At 71.5% G+C, this 19177-nt stretch carries 11 protein-coding genes; 7 read left to right on the plus strand and 4 right to left on the minus strand.

All coding sequences use genetic code 11. The features are described from left to right. A partial coding sequence (locus tag KJS59_RS25255) for a KR domain-containing protein (RefSeq protein WP_213455460.1) occupies nt 1-4063 on the plus strand: 4063 nt, incomplete at its 5' end. A gap of 18 nt (nt 4064-4081) precedes the next feature. Next, entirely contained in the window at nt 4082-5674 is a 1593-nt protein-coding gene (locus KJS59_RS25260) for an AMP-binding protein (protein WP_376771268.1), read from the plus strand. A 76-nt stretch (nt 5675-5750) separates the two neighbouring features. Here the strand turns inward: KJS59_RS25260 and KJS59_RS25265 are convergent, their stop codons facing one another. After that, nucleotides 5751-6350 (minus strand): TetR/AcrR family transcriptional regulator, encoded by a 600-nt coding sequence (locus KJS59_RS25265; protein ID WP_213455461.1) that lies wholly within the window; start codon nt 6348-6350, stop codon nt 5751-5753. 71 nt (nt 6351-6421) lie between these two features. On the opposite strand from KJS59_RS25265, the gene KJS59_RS25270 reads away from it, so the two are divergent. The 3 genes from KJS59_RS25270 to KJS59_RS25280 all read left to right on the plus strand — a co-directional run bounded on the left by KJS59_RS25270 (nt 6422) and on the right by KJS59_RS25280 (nt 10921). Then, complete coding sequence (locus tag KJS59_RS25270; protein WP_213455462.1) at nt 6422-8029, plus strand: MFS transporter; 1608 nt, start codon at nt 6422-6424, stop codon at nt 8027-8029. Between the two features lie 248 nt (nt 8030-8277). Then, a complete protein-coding gene (locus KJS59_RS25275; protein ID WP_213455463.1) occupies nt 8278-9642 on the plus strand; it encodes a KamA family radical SAM protein in 1365 nt (454 codons plus the stop codon). Between the two features lie 13 nt (nt 9643-9655). Continuing rightward, the gene (locus tag KJS59_RS25280) at nt 9656-10921 is read left to right on the plus strand and encodes a pyridoxal phosphate-dependent aminotransferase (protein ID WP_249714865.1); all 1266 of its coding nucleotides are present in this window, start codon (nt 9656-9658) and stop codon (nt 10919-10921) included. 76 nt (nt 10922-10997) lie between these two features. Here KJS59_RS25280 and KJS59_RS25285 read toward each other — a convergent pair whose 3' ends face one another. Further along, on the minus strand, nt 10998-11378 hold the full coding sequence (locus tag KJS59_RS25285; RefSeq protein ID WP_249714867.1) for an acyl carrier protein: 381 nt from the start codon (nt 11376-11378) through the stop codon (nt 10998-11000). A 36-nt stretch (nt 11379-11414) separates the two neighbouring features. On the opposite strand from KJS59_RS25285, the gene KJS59_RS25290 reads away from it, so the two are divergent. Both KJS59_RS25290 and KJS59_RS25295 read left to right on the plus strand, forming a co-directional pair. Continuing rightward, complete coding sequence (locus KJS59_RS25290; protein WP_306345202.1) at nt 11415-12974, plus strand: AMP-binding protein; 1560 nt, start codon at nt 11415-11417, stop codon at nt 12972-12974. Between the two features lie 130 nt (nt 12975-13104). Beyond that, nucleotides 13105-14700, plus strand: a complete 1596-nt coding sequence (locus KJS59_RS25295) for an outer membrane protein assembly factor BamB family protein (protein WP_213455465.1) — start codon at nt 13105-13107, stop codon at nt 14698-14700. Nucleotides 14701-14950: 250 nt separating this feature from the next. On the opposite strand, the gene KJS59_RS25300 is transcribed toward KJS59_RS25295, so the two are convergent. Both KJS59_RS25300 and KJS59_RS25305 read right to left on the minus strand, forming a co-directional pair. Then, a complete protein-coding gene (locus KJS59_RS25300; RefSeq protein WP_213455466.1) occupies nt 14951-15904 on the minus strand; it encodes an ACP S-malonyltransferase in 954 nt (317 codons plus the stop codon). A gap of 34 nt (nt 15905-15938) precedes the next feature. After that, nucleotides 15939-18713, minus strand: coding sequence for a helix-turn-helix transcriptional regulator (locus tag KJS59_RS25305; RefSeq protein WP_213455467.1), 2775 nt, complete (start codon nt 18711-18713; stop codon nt 15939-15941). Between the last annotated feature and the right edge of the window lie 464 nt (nt 18714-19177).

Raw genomic sequence — 19177 nt, forward strand, 5'->3', positions numbered from 1 at the left:
GCATTCGGTTGGTGAGATCGCCGCCGCGCATGTTGCTGGTGTTCTATCGCTGCCGGACGCGGTCCGGTTGGTGGCTGCGCGGGGCAGGTTGATGCAGGCGTTGCCGGCTGGCGGGGCGATGGTCGCCTTGCGCGCCCGGGAGGAAGAGATCCAGGGTGTCGACATCGCCGCGGTCAACGGCCCCGACTCGTTCGTGATTTCCGGGGCCGAGGCGGACGTGTTGGCGGTCGCGGCCCAATTCGAGCGGTCCACCCGGTTGCGGGTCTCGCATGCGTTCCATTCGGTGTTGATGGAGCCGATGCTCGACGACTTCGCCACCGTGGTCGAGGGATTGACGTTCAACCCACCAACCATTCCGATCGTGTCAACGGTCGGTACCGACACGGCGATGGACACCCCCGAGTACTGGGTGCGGCAAGTCCGGGCCACCGTCCGGTACGCCGACGCCATCGACACCGCCCGCAGCGAGGGTGTCACCCGCATCCTGGAGGTCGGTCCCGACGCGATCCTCACCCCACTGACCGAAGGGGCGGTGCCGGCCGCCCGCCGGGAGCAGAGCGAGACCGAGACGCTGATCGGTGCTGTCGCTCAGTTGCACACCACCGGCCAACGGGTCGACTGGGCGGCGGTGCTACCTAAGGCCAACGTGGTCGACCTGCCCACGTACCCGTTCCAGCACCAGCGGTATTGGCTCGACGCCTCGCCCTCCGGCGGCGACCCCAAGTCGGCCGGCCTCCTCGGCGCCGACCACCCGCTGCTGGCCGCCGCGATTCCCGCCCCGGACAGCGACGCGGTCACGTTCACCGGCCGGCTGACGGCGGCGGCCCACGGCTGGATCCTCGACCACGAGGTCCACGGCAGCGTGCTGCTGCCCGGCACCGGCTTCGTCGAGCTGGCCCTCTGGGCCGGCCGGCGGGCCGGCTGCCCGGCCGTGGCCGAGCTGACCCTGCGGGTGCCCCTGCTCCTGCCCGAGAACGGTGCCGTGGCCCTGCAGGTGGTCCTCGACGCCGCCGGCGGCGACGAGCGGCGCCGGCTGCGGATCTACTCCCGGCCCGAGGGCGGCGAGCACGAGGCGTGGACCCTGCACGCCGACGGTGTGCTGACCGCCGATGCGCCCGCCGCGGGCACGGCCGGCCCCGCGCAGTGGCCGCCGGCCGACGCGACGCCCGTGGCGGTCGACGGCGTCTACGACACGCTGGCCGACTACGGGTTCGGGTACGGGCCGGCGTTCCAGGGCCTGCGGGCCGCCTGGCGCCGGGGCGAGGAGTTGTTCGCCGAGGTCGAGCTGCCCCACGAAGCGGCCGCCGACGCCGCCCGCTACGGGCTGCACCCGGCGTTGCTGGACGCGGCGATGCACGCGCTGGGCCTGGGCGGCCCGGGCACCGCCGACGCGGATGGCACGCAGACCCGGGTGCCGTTCTCCTGGGGCGGGGTCGTCCTGCACGCCCCGGGTGCGCCAGCCGTGCGGGTCTGGCTGTCGCCGGCCGCGGGGCACCGGGACGCGATCCGCCTCGAGCTCACCGACGGCGCCGGCGCCCCGGTCGCCTCGGTCGCCGAACTGCTGCTGCGCCCGATCTCCGCCGCCCAGCTCAACGGGGCCGGCCAGGACGACCTGTTCCGCATCGAGTGGCGGCCGCTGCCGGCGGGATCGGCCAAGGCGGTCGACTGGGTCGCCTGGGCGGACCTGCCCGCCGACGGGCCGGTGCCGGCCGCGGTGGTGCTGCGCTGCGCCCCGGCCGGTGGGCAGGACCCGCTCGGCGCCGCCCACGCGGTGACCGGCGAGGTACTGGGCCGGCTGCAGGAGTGGCTGGCCGATGCGCGGTACGCGGGTTCCCGGCTGGTGCTCGCCGCGCGCGCCGTGCCCGCCGTGTGGGGCCTGGTCCGCGCGGCCGAGGCGGAGAACCCGGGCCGGTTCGTGCTGGTCGACATCGACGAGGAGGAGACGTCGTGGGCGGTCCTGGGGCGGGCCCTCGCCTCCGGTGAGCCCGAACTCGCGGTCCGCGACGGCGACGTCACCGTGCCGCGGCTGGTCCGGGCGCCCGCCCCGACCGGCGAGGAGGTCTCGCCGTGGGCCGGGGACGGCACGGTCCTGGTGACCGGCGGCACCGGTGGCCTGGGCGCCCTGCTGGCCCGGCACCTGGTGGCCGTACACGGCGTGCGGAGCCTGGTGCTGACCAGCCGGCGCGGCCTGTCCGCCCCCGGGGCGGCCGACCTGCGGGACGAGCTGACCGAGCTGGGCGCCGTGGTGCGGGTGGAGGCGTGCGACGTGTCGCGGCGACCCGCCGTGGCCGCGCTGCTCGCCGGCATCGCGGATCTGGTCGGCGTCGTGCACGCGGCCGGGGTCGGGGGCAGCGGGCTGATCGGTGCGCTGACGCCCGAGCGGCTGGCCGCCGCGTACGGACCGAAGGCCGACGGCGCGTGGCACCTGCACGAACTCACCAGGGACCGCGGGCTGCGGGCGTTCGTGCTGCTGTCCTCGGCCGGCGGCCTGGTGATGCCGGGCGGGCAGGGCGGTTACGCGGCGGCCAACGTGTTCCTCGACGGCCTGGCGGAGCTGCGCCGGGCGCAGGGCCTGCCGGCGGTGTCGCTCGCCTACGGGCTGTGGGGCGTGCCGACCGGCCTGTCGGGCATGCTCAGCGAGGCCGATATCCAGCGGATGGCCCACTCCGGGCTGCCCGTGCTCTCCGGCGCGGACGGGCTGCGACTGTTCGACGCGGGCGTGCTCGCCGGCGACGGCCTGCGGGTGCCGCTCAAGGTCGACGTGGCCGCGCTGCGGGCCGCCGGCGGCGACCTGCCGGCGCTCCTGCGGGGCCTGGTGCCGCGCATCCGCCGGCGCGCCGCCGCGGGTGGCGGTGCCGGGGCGTTGCGGCAGCGGCTCGCCGGGCTGAGCGACGACGAGCGCGCCGAGCTGATCCTCGGCACCGTGCTCACCTGCGCCGCCCAGGTCCTCGGCCACGAGGACGCCGCGGCCGTCAACGCCGACCACGGCTTCCTCGAGTCCGGCTTCGACTCCCTCACCGCCCTGGAGCTGCGCAACCTGTTGAACACCGCGACCGGCCTGAACCTCGGGGCGATGGTCGTGTTCGACAGCAAGAACCCGTCCGAGCTGGCCCGGCTGATCGCGGCCGAGTTGGCCGCGCGACCGGCCGGCGGCACGGTCGACGTGCTGTCGGCCGCGCCCGCCGCCCCGGTTGCCCCGGCGGCCGAGCGGCGCGAGGAGAGCCTCTATGAGCTGTTCATCGGGGCGATCAACGCCGGTACCACGATGAAGGGGATGGCGCTGCTGCAGGCCGTCGCCCAGCTACGGCCCACCTTCGCGTCCCCGGCCGACCTGCCGGCCCTGCCGGAGCCGGTGCGGTTCAAGACCCGCCCGGAGCGGCAGGACGGCGTGCGGCGGCCGCGGCTGATCTGCCTGAGCACCCCGACGGTCGCCGGCGGCGTGCACCAGCACGCCCGGCTCGCCGCGGTGCTGGCGGCGCCGGTCACCGCGCTGCCGACCCCCGGCTTCGCCCGCGGCGAGCAGCTGCCGGTGTCGTTCGACTCGGTTGTGCACGTGCTGGCCGACGCCGTGCTCGCGGCGGCGCAGGGCGAGCCATTCGTGCTCTACGGTTTCTCCTCCGGCGGGCTGCTCGCCCACGCCGTCACCACGTATCTCGGCCGCGAGCGCGGCGTCCGGCCGGCCGGGCTGATCATGGTGGACACCTACCGCATCGACAGCCCGATCAATCAGGCGATCTTCGACTCGATGGCGTTCGCGGTCGAGGAGAAGGCCGCGACGATGGGGGAGTTCAGCAACGCCGAGCTGTCGGCCATGGGCCGTTACGTCGATCTGCTGCCGACGTTCCAGGCCGCCGAGATCGACGTGCCGCTGCTGTTCGTGCAGGCGCGCGACCTTTTCACCATCGACGGCCGGCCCGCGATCGAGGGCGACGCGTGGCGGGCCACCTGGGCCGCCGCCGACGCCGTACGGGTCGTGCCGGGCACCCATTTCACGATTGCCGAGCAGGACGCCGCCACGACGGCGCGAGCCGTCGACGACTGGCTGGCGACCCTGCCCGCCTGAGGAGGGAGACTCCCGGTGATACCGAACGAGACGCCCGCCGCCGAGCGCGGCACCACCCAGTTCATGCACGAGTTCCTGCTCGGGGAGGGGAGGCGGACGCCGGACCGGCCGGCCGTCGTCCAGGCCGACGCGCACGGCGCGTTCCACACGCTGACCTACCGGCAGCTTGAGGACCGGATGCGGCGCTACGCCGCCACGGTGAACACGCTCGGCCTGAACATCGCCGACCGGGTGATCCTGGAGACCGACAACTCCGCGTCGGCGATCGCGATGCTGCTCGCCTGCTCCTCGCTCGGGCTGACGTTCATCCCGGTCAGCCCCGAGGTGCCGGATGCCCGGCTGGAGGCGGTCATCGCCGCCGCCGACCCGGCACTGCATCTGTGCACGGTGGACGGGCGCCGCCGTACCATCCCGGACCACGTCGGCACGGCGCGGTTCGGCCCGGACGGGGTGACGGTGGAGCGCGCGCCGCTGCCCCGGCCCGGTGGGCGCCGGGTGCCGGTGGGTACCGATGCGGCGTACATCATCTTCACGTCGGGGACCACCGGCCGGCCCAAGGGCGTCGTGATGAGCCACCGCGGGGTGCTGTCCTTCTACCGCGGGATGCTGGAGCGCGGCATCGTCGCGCGCACCGACCGGGTGGCCACCACCTCACCGCTGCAGTTCGACTTCGCGCTGCTGGACATCGGCCTGACCCTCGGCAGCGGGGCGACGCTGCTGCCGGTGCCGCGCGGCCTGCTGCACTTCCCGCGGCGGTTGCTGCGCTTCCTCGCCGAGTCCGGGGCGACCCAGGTCAACGGCGTGCCGTCGATCTGGCGGCCGGTACTCAAGCACGAGGCCGAGGGCCTGGCCCGGCTCGGCGGGCAGATTCGCGGGGTGCTCTACTCCGGGGAGGCGTTCCCCGTCCCGGAGCTGCGCCGGCTCCAGGCCCTGCTGCCGGACGCCCGGATGGTGAACTGTTTCGGGCCCACCGAGGTGATGGCCTTCTCGCTCACCGACGTGCCCAACCCGCTCCCGGCCGGGCAGGACCGGCTCTCCATCGCCGACGCGTACCCGGGCGCGGAGATCCTGCTGCTCGACGACGACGGCATCGCGATCGAGAAGACCGGCGTGACCGGCGAGATCTACCTGCGCGGCCCATCGCTGTTCACCGGCTACTGGGACGACCGGGAGGCCACCCGGGAGGCGCTCGTGCCCGACCCGCTCGACCAGCGCTCCGGCCAGGCCGTCTATCGCTCCCGGGACCTGGCCTACTACGGCGAGGACGGCGAGCTGTACTTCGTCGGCCGGGCCGATCTACAGGTCAAGATCCGCGGCAACCGGGTCGAGCTGGGCGAGATCGAGCGCCGGCTGCTCGAGTACCCGGGGGTCGCGGCGGCGGCGGTCGTCGTGCGGCCCCGGCCGGGCGAGGATCCGCAGCTGTGCGCGTTCGTCGTGCCCGTTCCGGGCGCGGGCCTGACCGAGGGGACCGCGCTCAGCGCGTTCTGCATGCGTACCCTGCCGGCCTACATGGTGCCCAGGAGCGTCGAACTGCTCGACGCCCTGCCGGTGACCGCGAACGGCAAGACGGACCGCCGTGCACTGCAACAGATGTCGGCGGCGGCGCGGTGACACCGACGAGCTGTGGGGTCACGGGACCCGGTTGTGCGAGCAACCGGGTCCCGTGGCCCCGGCTGGAATCCAGTGATCATCGCGCCGCACGCTGCTGCTCCCGCAGGTGCGGCTCCGCGATCAGCAGGACGGCCTCGGCAAGCTCGCGCCCGCTCGGCGCGCTCCGGGCATCCGTGAGCACCTGCGCCATCAGCCCGGTCATCACGACCAGGCAGAACCTGGCCAGCAGCGTTGACTCGTCCCGGTTGAGCGACGGATCGACCTGCTTCAGCAGGGTCGCGAGCCCGTCGCGGGCCACCGCCTGTGCCTGGGTGGCGAACGGGTACTTCTCCGGCGCCAGGTGAATCTGCGTGAGCATCTCGAACTGAGCCGCCCACAGCCCCTTGTGTGAATGGATGAGGGTGATGATCCGATCCCAGATCATGGCGAGCCGGTCCAGCCGCCCCGCGGCGGGATCGACGTCGGTCGTCAGCGCCTTTTCCAGCTCCCGGCTCCACTCGCCGGTCGCCTGCATCAGCGCCTCGTTCATGAGCGCGTCCTTGGAGCCGAAGTGGTAGCCGATCGACCCCAGGTTGGCCCCGGAGGCGGCGACGATGTCGCGGGCTGTGGTGCGGGCATAACCCTTGGTGGTGAGGCACTGCCTCGCCCCCGCGAGAAGGGCGTCACGATGTCCCATGCGAGCAAGCATAGCAAGGATCTAGACGATCGTTCTATACAACTGTCTAGAACTACCGTATAGTTCTCGCCATGAATCAGATCCGCGCAGCCGAACCCATGGCCAAGGCGCGCGGCAAGGAGTGGATCGCGCTCGGCGTGCTCCTCCTGCCCGTCCTCCTGGTCTCCATGGATCTGACGGTGCTCTACTTCGCGGTGCCGTCCATCAGCAAGGACCTCAAGCCCAGCGGGATCGAACAGTTGTGGATCCTCGACATCTACAGCTTCGTGCTGGCCGGGCTGTTGCTCACCATGGGCGCGCTGGCCGACCGGGCCGGGCGGCGCCTGATGCTCCTGCTCGGGGCGGCGGCCTTCGGCGTCGGGTCGGCGCTGGCGTCCTACGCCACCAGCCCGCAGATGCTGATCGCCGCCCGGGCCCTGCAGGGCATCGGGGGTGGCACGCTGATGCCCTCCACGCTCGGCCTGATCCGCAACATCTTCCACGACCAGAAGCAGCGGCGCACCGCCATGGCCCTCTGGTCGGCCGGCATGGCCGCCGGCGCCGCGCTCGGCCCGGTGGTCAGCGGCGCGCTGCTCAACCAGTTCTGGTGGGGCTCGGTCTTCCTCATCAACGTGCCGGTCATGGCGGTACTGCTGCTGCTTGGCCCGGTGCTGCTGCCCGAGTTCCGGGTGCCGCTCGCCGGTCGGTTCGACGTGCTGGGCGCCGTGCTGTCGCTCGCCGCCGTGCTGCCGGTCATCTACGGCTTCAAGAAGATGGCGATCGACGGCGTCGACGCCCGGCACCTGGGGTCCGTCGCGGTGGGCCTGGTCTTCCTGGTGCTCTTCGTGATCCGCCAGCGGGTCGCCACCGCGCCAATGGTCGACCTGCACCTGTTCCGGACCCGCGTGTTCGGGCCGGCCGTGTTCGCCAACCTGCTGGCCTCGTTCAGCCTGGTCGGCTTCTCCCTGTTCACCACGCAGTACCTCCAGTCGGTGCTCGGGATGCGCCCGCTGGAGGCCGCGCTCTGGACCCTGCCCGGCACCGTGGCCGTGGGCATGGTCGTGCCGGTCGCCACGGTGCTCGTGCGCAAGATCCGTCCGGCGTACCTCATCAGCGTCAGCTTCCTCATCTCCGCGGCGGCGATGGGGCTGCTCACCCAGGTACCGGTCCAGGGTGGCCTGGCGATGCTGCTCGTCGGCGTGATCGCGCTGGCGGTCGGGCTCACCCCCGTGCTGACCCTCATCACCGAGATGGTGGTCGGCGCGGCACCGCCCGACAGGGCGGGGTCGGCCTCCGCGGTACTACAGACGGGCCAGGAGTTCGGCGGCGCGTTCGGGGTCGCGGTGCTCGGCACCGTAGGGGCCGCGGTCTACCGCCACAGCCACGAACTGACCGCCCCGGCCGGCGTATCGGCCGAGGCGCTGGAGCCGGCCCGGGAGACCCTCGGCGGGGCACTCGCCGTCGCCGCCCAGCTGCCCGAGCAGGCCGCGAACGCGGTGATCACGGCCGCCCGCGCCGCCTTCACGAGCGAGCTGCACGCCGCCGCGCTGACCGGCGCCGTCGTCATGTTGTTCGGCGCGTTCCTTTCCATCGCGACGTTGCGCTCGGTCAAGAGTGACGAGCAGCGGGCCGCGGAGGCCGCCGAGGCGCCGGTCGCGATCCCGGTGGAGACCCCGGAGCTGATATCGACCACCGGGTGACCGGAAGTCTTCGTAATACGAACGGAGGAATAACCAGATTCCTTATCCGAATCGCCGCTCGGTCCGTTTATCCGTGGCGGACCGGGCGGCGCCGTGCGGCCCGAAACAGCCAAACTCACATTGGTCTGCGTAAGGGTTGGGCTGGGGTCACCTGGGGGCCTTCATCCACTGTCTCGTGATTATCCTCGATCCCGGAGTGCCCATTTATTCCGGCGTTAGTCGAGATGGCACGAGATGGAGGAAACCGCATGTCGCTGGTGGAAACCATGCCCGAGACCGCACGATTCCGTGCGCTCGGCCCGAAGCAGTTCGACGATATCGCTCAACGGTACGGGCTGACCGAAGAAATCCGCCGAGCCGTTCGCCTCACCTCGTTGGTCCTGCCATTCAGGGTCAATGAATACGTGCTTTCGCACCTCATCGACTGGGATCGGATCCCCGACGATCCGATGTTTCAGATGGTCTTTCCGCAGCGGGGCATGCTGGCCGCGGAGGACCTGCGCAGGCTCGAGGAACTGTCCGAATCCCCGGCGGACGGCCGGGCGCTGCGGACCGCGATCCAGGGCATCCGGGGGCGGCTCAACCCACACCCGTCGGGGCAGAAGAAGTTCAACGTGCCCACGCTGGGCGGCGCCGAGCTTCCCGGCATGCAGCACAAGTATCTCGAGACCACGCTCTACTTCCCGAGCCAGGGCCAGAGCTGCCACTCCTACTGCACCTACTGCTTCCGCTGGGCGCAGTTCGTCGGCGACGTCGACCTGCGTTTCGCGGCGCAGACGCCGGAGCTGCTGATCAACTACCTGGGGCGCCACCCGGAGGTCACCGACGTGCTGGTGACCGGCGGCGACCCGATGGTGATGTCCACCGAGCGGCTGCGCAGCCATATCGAGCCGCTGCTGAGCGTGCCGACCGTGCGCAACATCCGTATCGGCACCAAGTCGGTCGCGTACTGGCCCTACCGGTACGTCACCGACTCCGACTCCGACGACCTGCTGCGCCTGTTCCAGCGGGTGGTCGCCGCCGGGCGCAATCTCGCCTTCATGGCGCACTTCAGTCACCCGCGCGAGATCCAGACCGACATCGCCCGGCAGGCGCTGTCGCGGATCCGGTCCACCGGCGCGCTGGTCTACTGCCAGGCCCCGCTGATCGCCCGGGTCAACGACGACCCGGCCGTCTGGAGCGAACTCTGGCGGGCCGAACTCGCCGCCGGCGCGGTGCCGTACTTCATGTTCGTCGAGCGGGACACCGGCCCGTACGATTACTTCAAGGTGCCGCTGGCCCGAGCCGTGGAGATCTTCCAGGGCGCCTACCGCACGCTGCCCGGCCTGGCCCGCACGGTCCGCGGGCCGGTCATGTCGGCCACGCCCGGCAAGGTCATGGTCGACGGCGTGATGGAGACGCCGCAGGGCCGCTTCTTCCAGATGCGGCTGCTGCAGGCGCGCGACCCGCGGCTCGTCGGTCGCCCGTTCCGGGCCCAGTTCGACGAGGACGCCGCCTGGCTCGACGAGCTCAAGCTCGACGACTCCACCCCGCGCGACCTGATGGCCGCGATCACCGGCTCCGTCTGGCCGGACGGTGCCGAAGACGGCGAATCGATCCCCGACCCGAGCTGAGAGGAGCGGCACCATGGCCGTCGTGGCCGACTGGAAGGTCTCGCCCAACCTGGGGCTCAACCAACTCGTGGCCGAGCGCCGGGCGACCGGTGAGTCCATTGTGCACCTTGCCTTCGGCGAGGCCCGGCTGCCCCCGTTCGCGCCGCTCGCCGAGCAGCTCGCCGCGGGCGCCGGACGCAACGCCTACGGGCCGGTCGATGGCCGGCTCGCCGTGCGCACGGAGGTGGCGGACTACTTCCGCCGTCGCCGCCTGCCCACCGATCCCGACCAGATCGTCGTTGCGCCGGGCAGCAAGCCGCTGCTGCTGGCGGTGCAGTACGTCGTCCCTGGCGACGTGCTGCTGCCGTGCCCGGCGTGGAACACCTACGCGCCGCAGGCGCGCCTGGCCGGCAAGGAGGCGATCGACGTGCCGATCCCGGCCGAGTGCGGCGGCGTCCCCGAGCCCGCCGCGCTCCGGGCGGCCATCGTCGCCGCCCGGGCCCGCGGGCGCGACCCCCGGATCGTCGTGCTGACCTTGCCGGACAACCCGACCGGGACGCTGACCCCGCCGGAGCTGGTGCGCGAGATCTGCGCCGTTGCGCGGGAGCACGACCTGCTCATCGTCTCCGACGAGATCTACCGTGACGTCCTGCACGACCCGGCGACGCCGATGCTCAGCCCGGCCGAGGTGGCCCCGGAGCGCACGGTGGTGACCACCGGGCTGAGCAAGAGCCTGGCGTTGGGCGGCTGGCGGATCGGCGCGGCGCGCTTCCCGCAGGGGCAGTGGGGCGAGCGGATCCGGGCTGGCGTCGTCTCGGTCGCCAGCGAGGTGTGGTCGGTCCTCGCCGGGCCGATGCAGCAGGTCGCCGAGTACGCCTTCGCCGAGCCCGCGGAGCTGCGGGCGCGGCTGGCGGCGAGCAACCGGCTGCACGGCGCGGTGGCTCGTGCGGTGCACCGCATCATGGTCGGGGCCGGCGCCTCCTGCCGCCCGCCGACCGGAGCGTTCTACGTCTACCCGGACTTCGAGCCCGTCCGCGACGCGCTCGCCACGCGCGGGGCGACGGATTCGGCGTCGCTGGCCCGGTTTCTGTTCGACGCGTTCGGCATCGTCGTGCTCGCCGGCCACCACCTGGGTGACGACCCGGGGGCGCTGCGATTCAAGGCCGCCACGAGCATGCTCTACGGCGACACCGTTCAGGAGCAATCCATGGCGCTGGAAAGCGGCGACCCGACGGCGCTGCCGCACATCAGCCGCCTGCTGGAACGCATCGAGGACGGCTTCGCCAAGCTGTCCTCGTAGGCGCCGTTCCCACCCACCAGACGGAGAAATGCCCGGCTCGACGGCTTCACGCGTCGAGCCGGGCCGGAAGAATCGTTCATACGGACGGCAGAAGCATGCGGTTCAGGGTGCTCCACAGCACCCCGGGGCTCGCGAAGTTCTGCAGGTTCAGGGCGTCGTCCCGGAATCGCGTCTGATAGGTGCTCTCCAGGTTGGCCAGCAGCTCGACGGCGCCCATGGAATCCAGGCCCAGATCGCGCAGCTGAGTGTCCCCGGACAGCGCCTCTCCGGGCGACAGGAAGGGTAGGAACTGACGGAGGAGTGCCTCGAACTGGTCGTCCCAGACGGGCGCTTCGGCAATATTCTCAGGCATGACCCAATAATGTTCGCAAAGCCCGGCGACTGTCAATAGCAAGCCGATTGTGAATTCGGAAAAGGCGAATTCGCGACCGGTCATAAATGCGTGGAAACGTTCCATGTCAGTAACCGTGAGAGGGGTATGAAAATGAACCAAATGGCGGACGGTGTGCTGACCGCGCGATTCCTGCGCGGCCTGGCGACCTCCCCCGAGGGGGTCGCGATCCGGGTCGAGGACGAGACGGTGACCTACGCGCGGGCGCATGCCGTGGCGCTGGAGTGGGCGGGCGCGTTGCTGGCCCTGCCGGGCGGCCCGCCGCGCGCCGTCAGCGTGCTGGCGGGGCGGACCGTGGAGTCGTACCTGGGCATCCTCGCCTGCCTCTACGCGGGCGTGCCGGTCGTGCCGCTGCTGGCCGACTTCCCGCCCGAGCGCATCGGGCAGATGCTCGAGGCGGCCGACGTGTCCGCGCTGATCGTCGACGCGCAGGGCGCCGCGGTACTGCCGGAATTGTCCCCGCTCCCGGTCGGCGACGGCAAGGTGACCGTCCTCGCGCCGTGGGTCGGCAAGGCGGTCGAGGGCCCGTTCGACGTCGTCCCGGTCGACCCGCGCGACGCGCTGGCCGAGCCGCGGGCCACCGCCGAGCCGGGTGACGTGGCCTACGTGCTGTTCACCTCCGGTTCGACCGGCCGGCCGAAGGGCGTGCGCCTGACCCACGGCAACCTGCACCACTACTTCACGTTGATGGACGAGTGGTACGACTTCACCGCCGCGGACGTCTTCTCCCAGGCGGCGAACCTCAACTGGGACTCCGCGGTGTCGGACCTGTGGTGCGCGTGGGGCGCCGGGGCGACCCTCGTCTCGGTCCCGCCGCCCGCATACCGCGACATCCCCGGGTTCGTGGCCCGGCACGGCATCACCGTGTGGTTCTCGGCGCCCAGCGTGATCGCTCTGGTGCGCAAGACCGGCCGCCTGGTGCCGGACAGCATGCCCACGCTGCGCTGGACGTACTTCGGCGGCGAGGCCCTGCAATGCCGCGACACGGACGACTGGCAGCGCGCCGCCCCCGGCTCCGCTGTGATCAACGTCTACGGCCCGACCGAGATGACCATCACCACCCACCGGCACACCTGGTCGCCGGAGCTGTCGCCGCGCCGCGGCATCAACGGGGTGGTGCCGCTGGGCCGCCTGCACGACGGGCACGCCGAGTTGCTGCTCGACGAGCGGGGTGAGCCGGACGAGGTCGAGGGTGAGCTGTGGCTGGCCGGTCCGCAGCTGTCCGACGGGTACCTCGACCCCGCCGACGGCGCCGGCAAGTACCTGCGGCGCGACGGCCGCACCTGGTACCGCACCGGCGACCGCGTCCGCCGCATCGACGGCGGCGAGCTCATTTACCTGGGCAGGGTCGACTCCCAGGTGCAGGTGCAGGGGTACCGGGTGGAGTTGGCGGAGATCGAGCACGCGCTGCGATCCTGCGCCCCGGTGCAGGACGCGGTCGTGGTCGGCGTCCCGGTCGCCGGCACCACCGAGCTGTTCGCGTTCTACCTCGGCGAGGAGGTGGCGGCCCGCGAGCTGGCCGCGCAGCTCGCCCGGAAGCTGCCGCAGCAGATGATCCCGCGGCACTACCAGCCGCTGCGCCAGTTTCCGCTCAACGTCAACAAGAAGATCGACCGGCTGGCGCTCGCGGCGCGCGCAGCCGAGTCGCGGGCCGCCGCATGACCCACCGGTGGCGCTCGGGAAGCCGGCAACGGCCCTGGCGCTAGGGGCTCTTAGGGGCTGTAGAGACGGATTCCCCGCCGTTAGCTTCACGCCGGGCAATCAATCATCACGGATCGAAGGGACGATCGATATGTTAAATCGGATCCGCAACCACCCCGGTTGGGTCCGCGCCCTGGTGCTGCCGTGCGCGCTGGTACTTGCTGCCGCGCTGTCCGCGGAAGCGCCGGCGTCCGCCACCAGTAGCTCCAGCTGGCCGAGCCACGGCCACGACATCGCCAACACCCGCTCCAACCCGGCCGAGTCGAAGATCAACACGTCCACCGCGGGCCGCCTCAAGGTCAAGTGGACGTACCGCACCCACGGCGACGTCTCGGCAACCCCGGCCGTCGTCAACGGGGCCGTCTACTTCCCGGACTGGGGCGGCTACCTGAACAAGGTCAACGCCCAGAGCGGCGTCGGGATCTGGTCCCGTCCGATCTCGGACTACACCGGTCGATCGGACTCGGTCTCCCGCTCCAGCCCGGCCGTGGTCGGCAACACCGTCTACATCGCCGACTATGCGGGCGCCACGCTGATCGCGGTGAACGCGGCCAACGGTTCCCTGCTCTGGAAGACCGTCCTGGACACCCACCCGTTCGCCGTGCTGACCCAGTCCCCGCAGGTCTACGACGGCGTGGTCTACCAGGGCGTCTCCTCCCGCGAGTCGGAGCTGGCCGCGGCCGACCCGACCTACCCCTGCTGCTCGTTCCGGGGCAGCGCGAACGCCGTCGACGCCCACACCGGCCGCGTGCTGTGGAAGACCTACACGGTGCCGGACAACGGCGGCCAGGCCGGCGGGTACAGCGGCGCCGCGGTATGGGGCGCGCCGGCCATCGACCCGAGCGGCGGCATTGTGTACGTCACCACCGGTAACAACTACCACGTGCCGGCGAGCGTCAGCGACTGCCAGACCGCCGGCGGTACCCCGGCGCAGTGCATGTCCCCGGACAACCACGTCGACTCGGTGCTCGCGCTCAACATGCGCACCGGTCGGGTGATCTGGGCCTCCGGTGCGCGGCTCTTCGACGCCTGGAACCTCAGCTGTTTCCCCGGGTTCCCGCCGAACAACTGCCCGGTCCACGTGGGCCCGGACTACGACTTCGGTGACGGCGCGCACCTGCTGACCATCCGCGACTCGTCCGGGCGTTCCCGCAAGGTCGTCGGCGGCGGCCAGAAGAGCGGACAGTACTGGCTGCTCGACGCCGCCACCGGCGCGGTCCTGTGGAGCGCGGCGACCGGCCCCGGCGGCAAGGTCGGTGGCATCCTCTGGGGTACCGCGACCGACGGACACCGCATCTACCTGGCGCAGGCGAACTTCGACAAGCTGCCCTACCAGCTGCCCGACGGAACGATCACGACCGGCAGCTCGTTCGCCGCGCTCGACGCGCAGACCGGCGCGGTCGTCTGGCAGGTCGCCGACGTGGCCGACGGCTACGCCTGGGCGCCGGTGAGCGTCGCTAACGGCGTGGTGTTCGCCAGCTCCACCAACGGGCACATGTACGCCATCAACGCGGCGACCGGCCGGTACCTGTGGGACTTCAAGGCTCCGTACTCCTCCAACGCGGGCGCCGCGGTGGTCGACGGCATCGTCTACTGGGGCAACGGCTACGTGAAGTTCGAGTCCGCCGGAACCACGGGCAGCACGACGACGGGGACCTTCTACGCGTTCTCCGTCGACGGCCGCTGACCCGATCGACGGAACCGAAGCGGCCGTGCCACCGAAGGGTGGCACGGCCGCACCGCGCTGCAAGGCGCCTGCCCGACTGCCCTCGTGGCGGCGGGCCGCGGCCGCGCAGCACCAGATCGCCTCGCGGCAGACGAAAGGTCTCCGGTAGCCGGTTCGTCCTGGGTCGACAAACCAGCTACCGGAGACCTCGTCAGCTATCGAGCAACGACGCGCCGACACGCCGGAACCGAGGTGACCGTCGATACGGACACTAGGCGACGGCAGGCATCTTCCGGCGCACCGGCCGGGTGGCGCCCGCAGGGGTGAGGGGCACGACCTCGAAGTGGCGCGTCGCGGCGGGGACCCGGCCGAACATGCCGTCCTGGCCGGAGACGTACAACCGGCCGACGCCGAGGTCCTTGAAGGTGTTCAGTACGGCGGGCCAGCGCACCGTCCGCACGAAACCGTCCAGCAGCATGTCCCGCACGCCGGCGCCGGTCTCGCGCACCGTGCCGTCCTGGTCGGCGACGACCGGTATCGCGGGATCGGCGAACGTCAGGCCGTGGAACAGCTCCCGCTCGACCTGCGCGCGCAGCGGCGCGAACGGGCTGGCGTGCATCGGCGGCTTCATGGTGTACAGCGACATGCCGCCGAGCGCGGTGATGCGCGGCTTGAGCCGCTCCAGCGTGGCCTCATCCAGGGTGACCATGATGAAGTCGTGGTCCAGCTCGCACGAGATCTCGTACCAGTCGCCGCGCTCGTCCAGCTCGGCAAGCAGTTGCGCCCGCACCTCGGCGGGCACCCGGATGATGGAGTGGGTCACCAGGTCGGGGTGCTCGCGGGCGAAGTACTCGTCCATGCACCGCGCGAGGCGCGCGGTCAGCAGGATGGCGTCCGGGAGGCTCAGTACCCCGGAGAAGACCGCCGCCGCCCGGCCGCCAAAGCTGGGCCCGGCGACGTAGGACGGTTCGGTCTCCATGCGGTCCCGCGCCCAGTCGGCCAGCGCGAGGCAGTTGACCACGAAGGCGACCTGGGCGGCCTCGGAGTAGTCCCCCTCGGCCCGCTGGTACCGGTCGAACAACGGGTAGCCGAGGACCTCGTCGGTGGTGTCCAGCAGCCGGCGGGCGTACGGGTTCACCAGCATGAAGCGGGCCGTTTGGGCGAAGTCGGCGGGTCCCATGCCGGGGAACACGATCGCGCAGCCGGATCGCGGTGGGGTTTCCATGTTCGGCGCTCCTCCAGATCCGGGCGCCCGCCGGTCAGGCGGGCTCGTACAGGCTGACTACCAGGTCGTTGCGGTTGTTGACGCCGAGCTTGCGGAAGACGCGGGTGAGGTGCTGTTCCACCGTGCTCACCGTGATGTAGAGCCGGCGGCTGATCTCCTGGTTGGAGTGGCCGAGCGCGGCAAGTTCGGCGACCCGTCGCTGCGCGTGGCTGAGCACGGAGAGTTCCGCGGCACCGATGCGGCGTTGCGGGACGGGCGCGGTCGCGGCGGCGGCCGGCGCGGGCTCCGCCTCGTGGCCCGGGCCACCGGTCGGCGCCGGGCGGGCCGCGGTGGCGACGCCGCCGGCCCTGCTCTCCTGGGTCGCGCGCCGGGTGAGCTGCCGGGCCTGGTCGAACTCGCCCAGCTGCTGGTGTACCCGGCCGAGGTCCTCCAGGGTGCGCACCAGTTCGATGCGGTCGCCCGCGGTCTCCAGGGTCTTCACCGCCTGCGTCAGCAGCGTCCGCCGCTGGGTCAGGTCGCTGGTCGCGGCGAGGATGCGCAGCGCGGCGCCCCTGGTGCGGTCATCCATGACCTTGACCTGCTCGAGCTGGTGGCGCACCAGCTCGCGCGCCGCCCGGACGCGGCCGAGCCGCAGGTTGGCCTCCGCCAGGCTGCACCGCCACGGGGGCAGCGGGACGGCGAACGTGAACTGCTCGGCCATCCGGCCGCAGGACTGGAAGTCGCTGACCGCCGCGAGTACCCGGTCGCTGGCCAGCTGGTACTGGCCGCGGGCGTGCAGGTACCGCAGCCCGTGCGCGGTGCTGTACATCGCCTCGGGCACCTTGTGCCGCAGCGCCTCCGCGGCGTTGTCGAAGCGCCCGGCCGCGGTGCACGCCGACACCAGCGTCGAGAGTGGATAGCCGACCAAGACCCCCCAGCGCTCCGGGGGCAGCAGGGTCAACGCCTCCTGTGCCTGAGCGATGGCGCCCAGGACGTCGCCCGAGCGCAACGCGACAGCGGCCCGTACGGCGCGCAGCAGGGCTTGCCATACCACGGCCTTGCGCCGCTGGGCCTCCTCGATCAGCTGGTCGCACCACCACGCCGCGCGCTCGAGCCTGTTGCACGACGCGAGCGCCAGTACCGCCGACACGACCACCTCGACCGTCGAGTCCTGCAGCTGGCAGCTCTGCAGGATCCGGTTGGCGCAGTCGGTGGCGGTCGCGCTCTCCTTCGGGTTGCCGACGGTGGCCAACTGGTCGACGGCGTGGCTCCACGGCTCGGCCGGCGAGGAGTTCGGCTTCGAGGTCCGCAGGTGCTTGTGGTCGACGCCGACGTACCACCGGAAGGCCAGCCGCATCTCGACCAGCAACCGCGGGTCGTTCAGCGGCGCACCGGACGTCAGGCCCTCCAGCGCGGCGACGGCGCCGTCGGTGTAGCCGTTCCACAGTAGGTACCGCACCACGCTCATCGCGTCCCGGCTGCGCAGCGACCCGTCCAGGATCGCGGCGCGCAGCGCCGGAATGTAGGGTGCCGCGGCGGACGGGTTGACCATCCAGACCGTCCGGGCCAGTGCGGCGGTGATCGCCAGCTGGTCGCCCGGGTCCTCGGCCGCGCGCCGCGCCAGCTCCAGGCAACGCAGTGCGACCTGGACGTCGTCGGCGGCCTGCTCTGCCGCGGCGCGCAGGACCGGCACCATCCACGGCTGCGCCGGTGCGTCGGCGGTGAGCAACTGCCGCGCCACCTCGATAGCGGGGGCGCCACGGCGGTAGAGCAACTCGGCCGCGCGGATGTGGGCCGCGGCGCGCTCCTCCGCCGACAACGTGTCGAGCACCGCGGCGTCGGCCTTGGGGTGCCGGAAGTGGCCGCCCACCAGCAGGCCGGCGACGCTGAGCATGCGTAACAGCCGCTCGACCGCGTCGACCCGCAGGTCCATCAGCCGGCCGAGCAGCTCCGGGGTGCTCTGGCTACCCAGGACCGCCATGCCCTGCGCCACCCGCAGCAGCCGGTCCTCCCCGCGGAGCAGCACCTCCAGCACGGCGCGGCCGTAGGCGCGGCCGACGGCGGGGGAGTGGTCGACCCGGGTGCGGTCCGGGTCCGGATCGCCCTTGATGTGGTCCTCGATGAGGGCCCGCAGCAGGACCGGGTTGCCGCCGGTCAGGTCGTGGAAGGCTGCCACGAGCCGGGGGCCGACCTGTTCCCCGAGCGAGCGACCGACCAGTTCGGCGGTTGCCTCCCGGGACAGCGGGGCGAGCCGGATGAGGTGGCGTGGCCGGCGGGTCAGCTCGACGCGGAACAGCGGCATCGTCCGCTGTGGCCACTCCCACTCGGTGAGCACGATGAGGATGCGCGCGGAGCGCAGCCGGCGTACCAGGTGTAGCAGCAGCAGCAGCGAGGTGCGGTCGGCGAGCTGGACGTCCTCGATCGCGATGACGACCGGCCGGATCTGGGCGAACTCCAGCAGGACGCCACAGATCTCCTGAACGATTGTGGAAACCTCGTGGTGGTTGGCCGTCTTCGGGTGAACGCCGGCCCCGGTGAGCAGCTCCGACGTGACCAGCCGCTCCAGCCGTTCGACGATCTCCGCGGGAATCCCCGCGCAGCGGATCAACTGATCGATCAGGCCGGCCTGCAGATCGTTTTCTGTCCATGACCCGGTCGCGGTGAGCAGCAGGGCCCCCGAGGCCGCGGCGCACTGTGCGAACTCCTGGAGCAATTCGGTCTGGCCGCAGGCCAGTTCGCCTTGGATCAGCACAAGCTGACCGGAACTGCGGGAACTCTCGTCCAGCAGCCGGGTGAGAGCCTCAAGTTCCTGAGCGTGGTCAGTCGTCACCCTAAGCCTCCCGTCTCGAAGGATGACTTCCGGTATGGCGGTGCCGGCCAGGTCGAGGGCCGCGGATCTGCCTACGCAGGGGACGGCGGCGCTCATAGCAAGGCATGGCAGGCTACCGGTTTGTTACTTGGAGTAGCTAAATCTCGATGCGGGCGGGGACATTCACACCGGATACCGTTCAGGTGGGCGAAGGTCCATCTGCGTGCAGCAGCGTAGCGCTCGTCTGAGATTCGCTCCAGAATTGCCGATCGTGCAACTCGCCCGACGCCCTCCAAGGCGAAGATTCGCCCTGCGAGTGGGAGTCGCGTCGTTCCTATTCAGACGTATGTCTAACACGAGTTGCCGCGAAAAGCAGGGCCATTTGATCGAGCAATACGCGCCCTGAGTCCGCTTTACGGCATATGCTGTGACGAAAGAATGAAGCTCTCCCGAACGGTAATCGCCGGGGACGGGGCGAAGATCGG

The sequence above is a fragment of the Rhizomonospora bruguierae genome (assembly GCF_018397995.1).
GTDB classification, from domain to species: Bacteria; Actinomycetota; Actinomycetes; order Mycobacteriales; family Micromonosporaceae; genus Rhizomonospora; species Rhizomonospora bruguierae.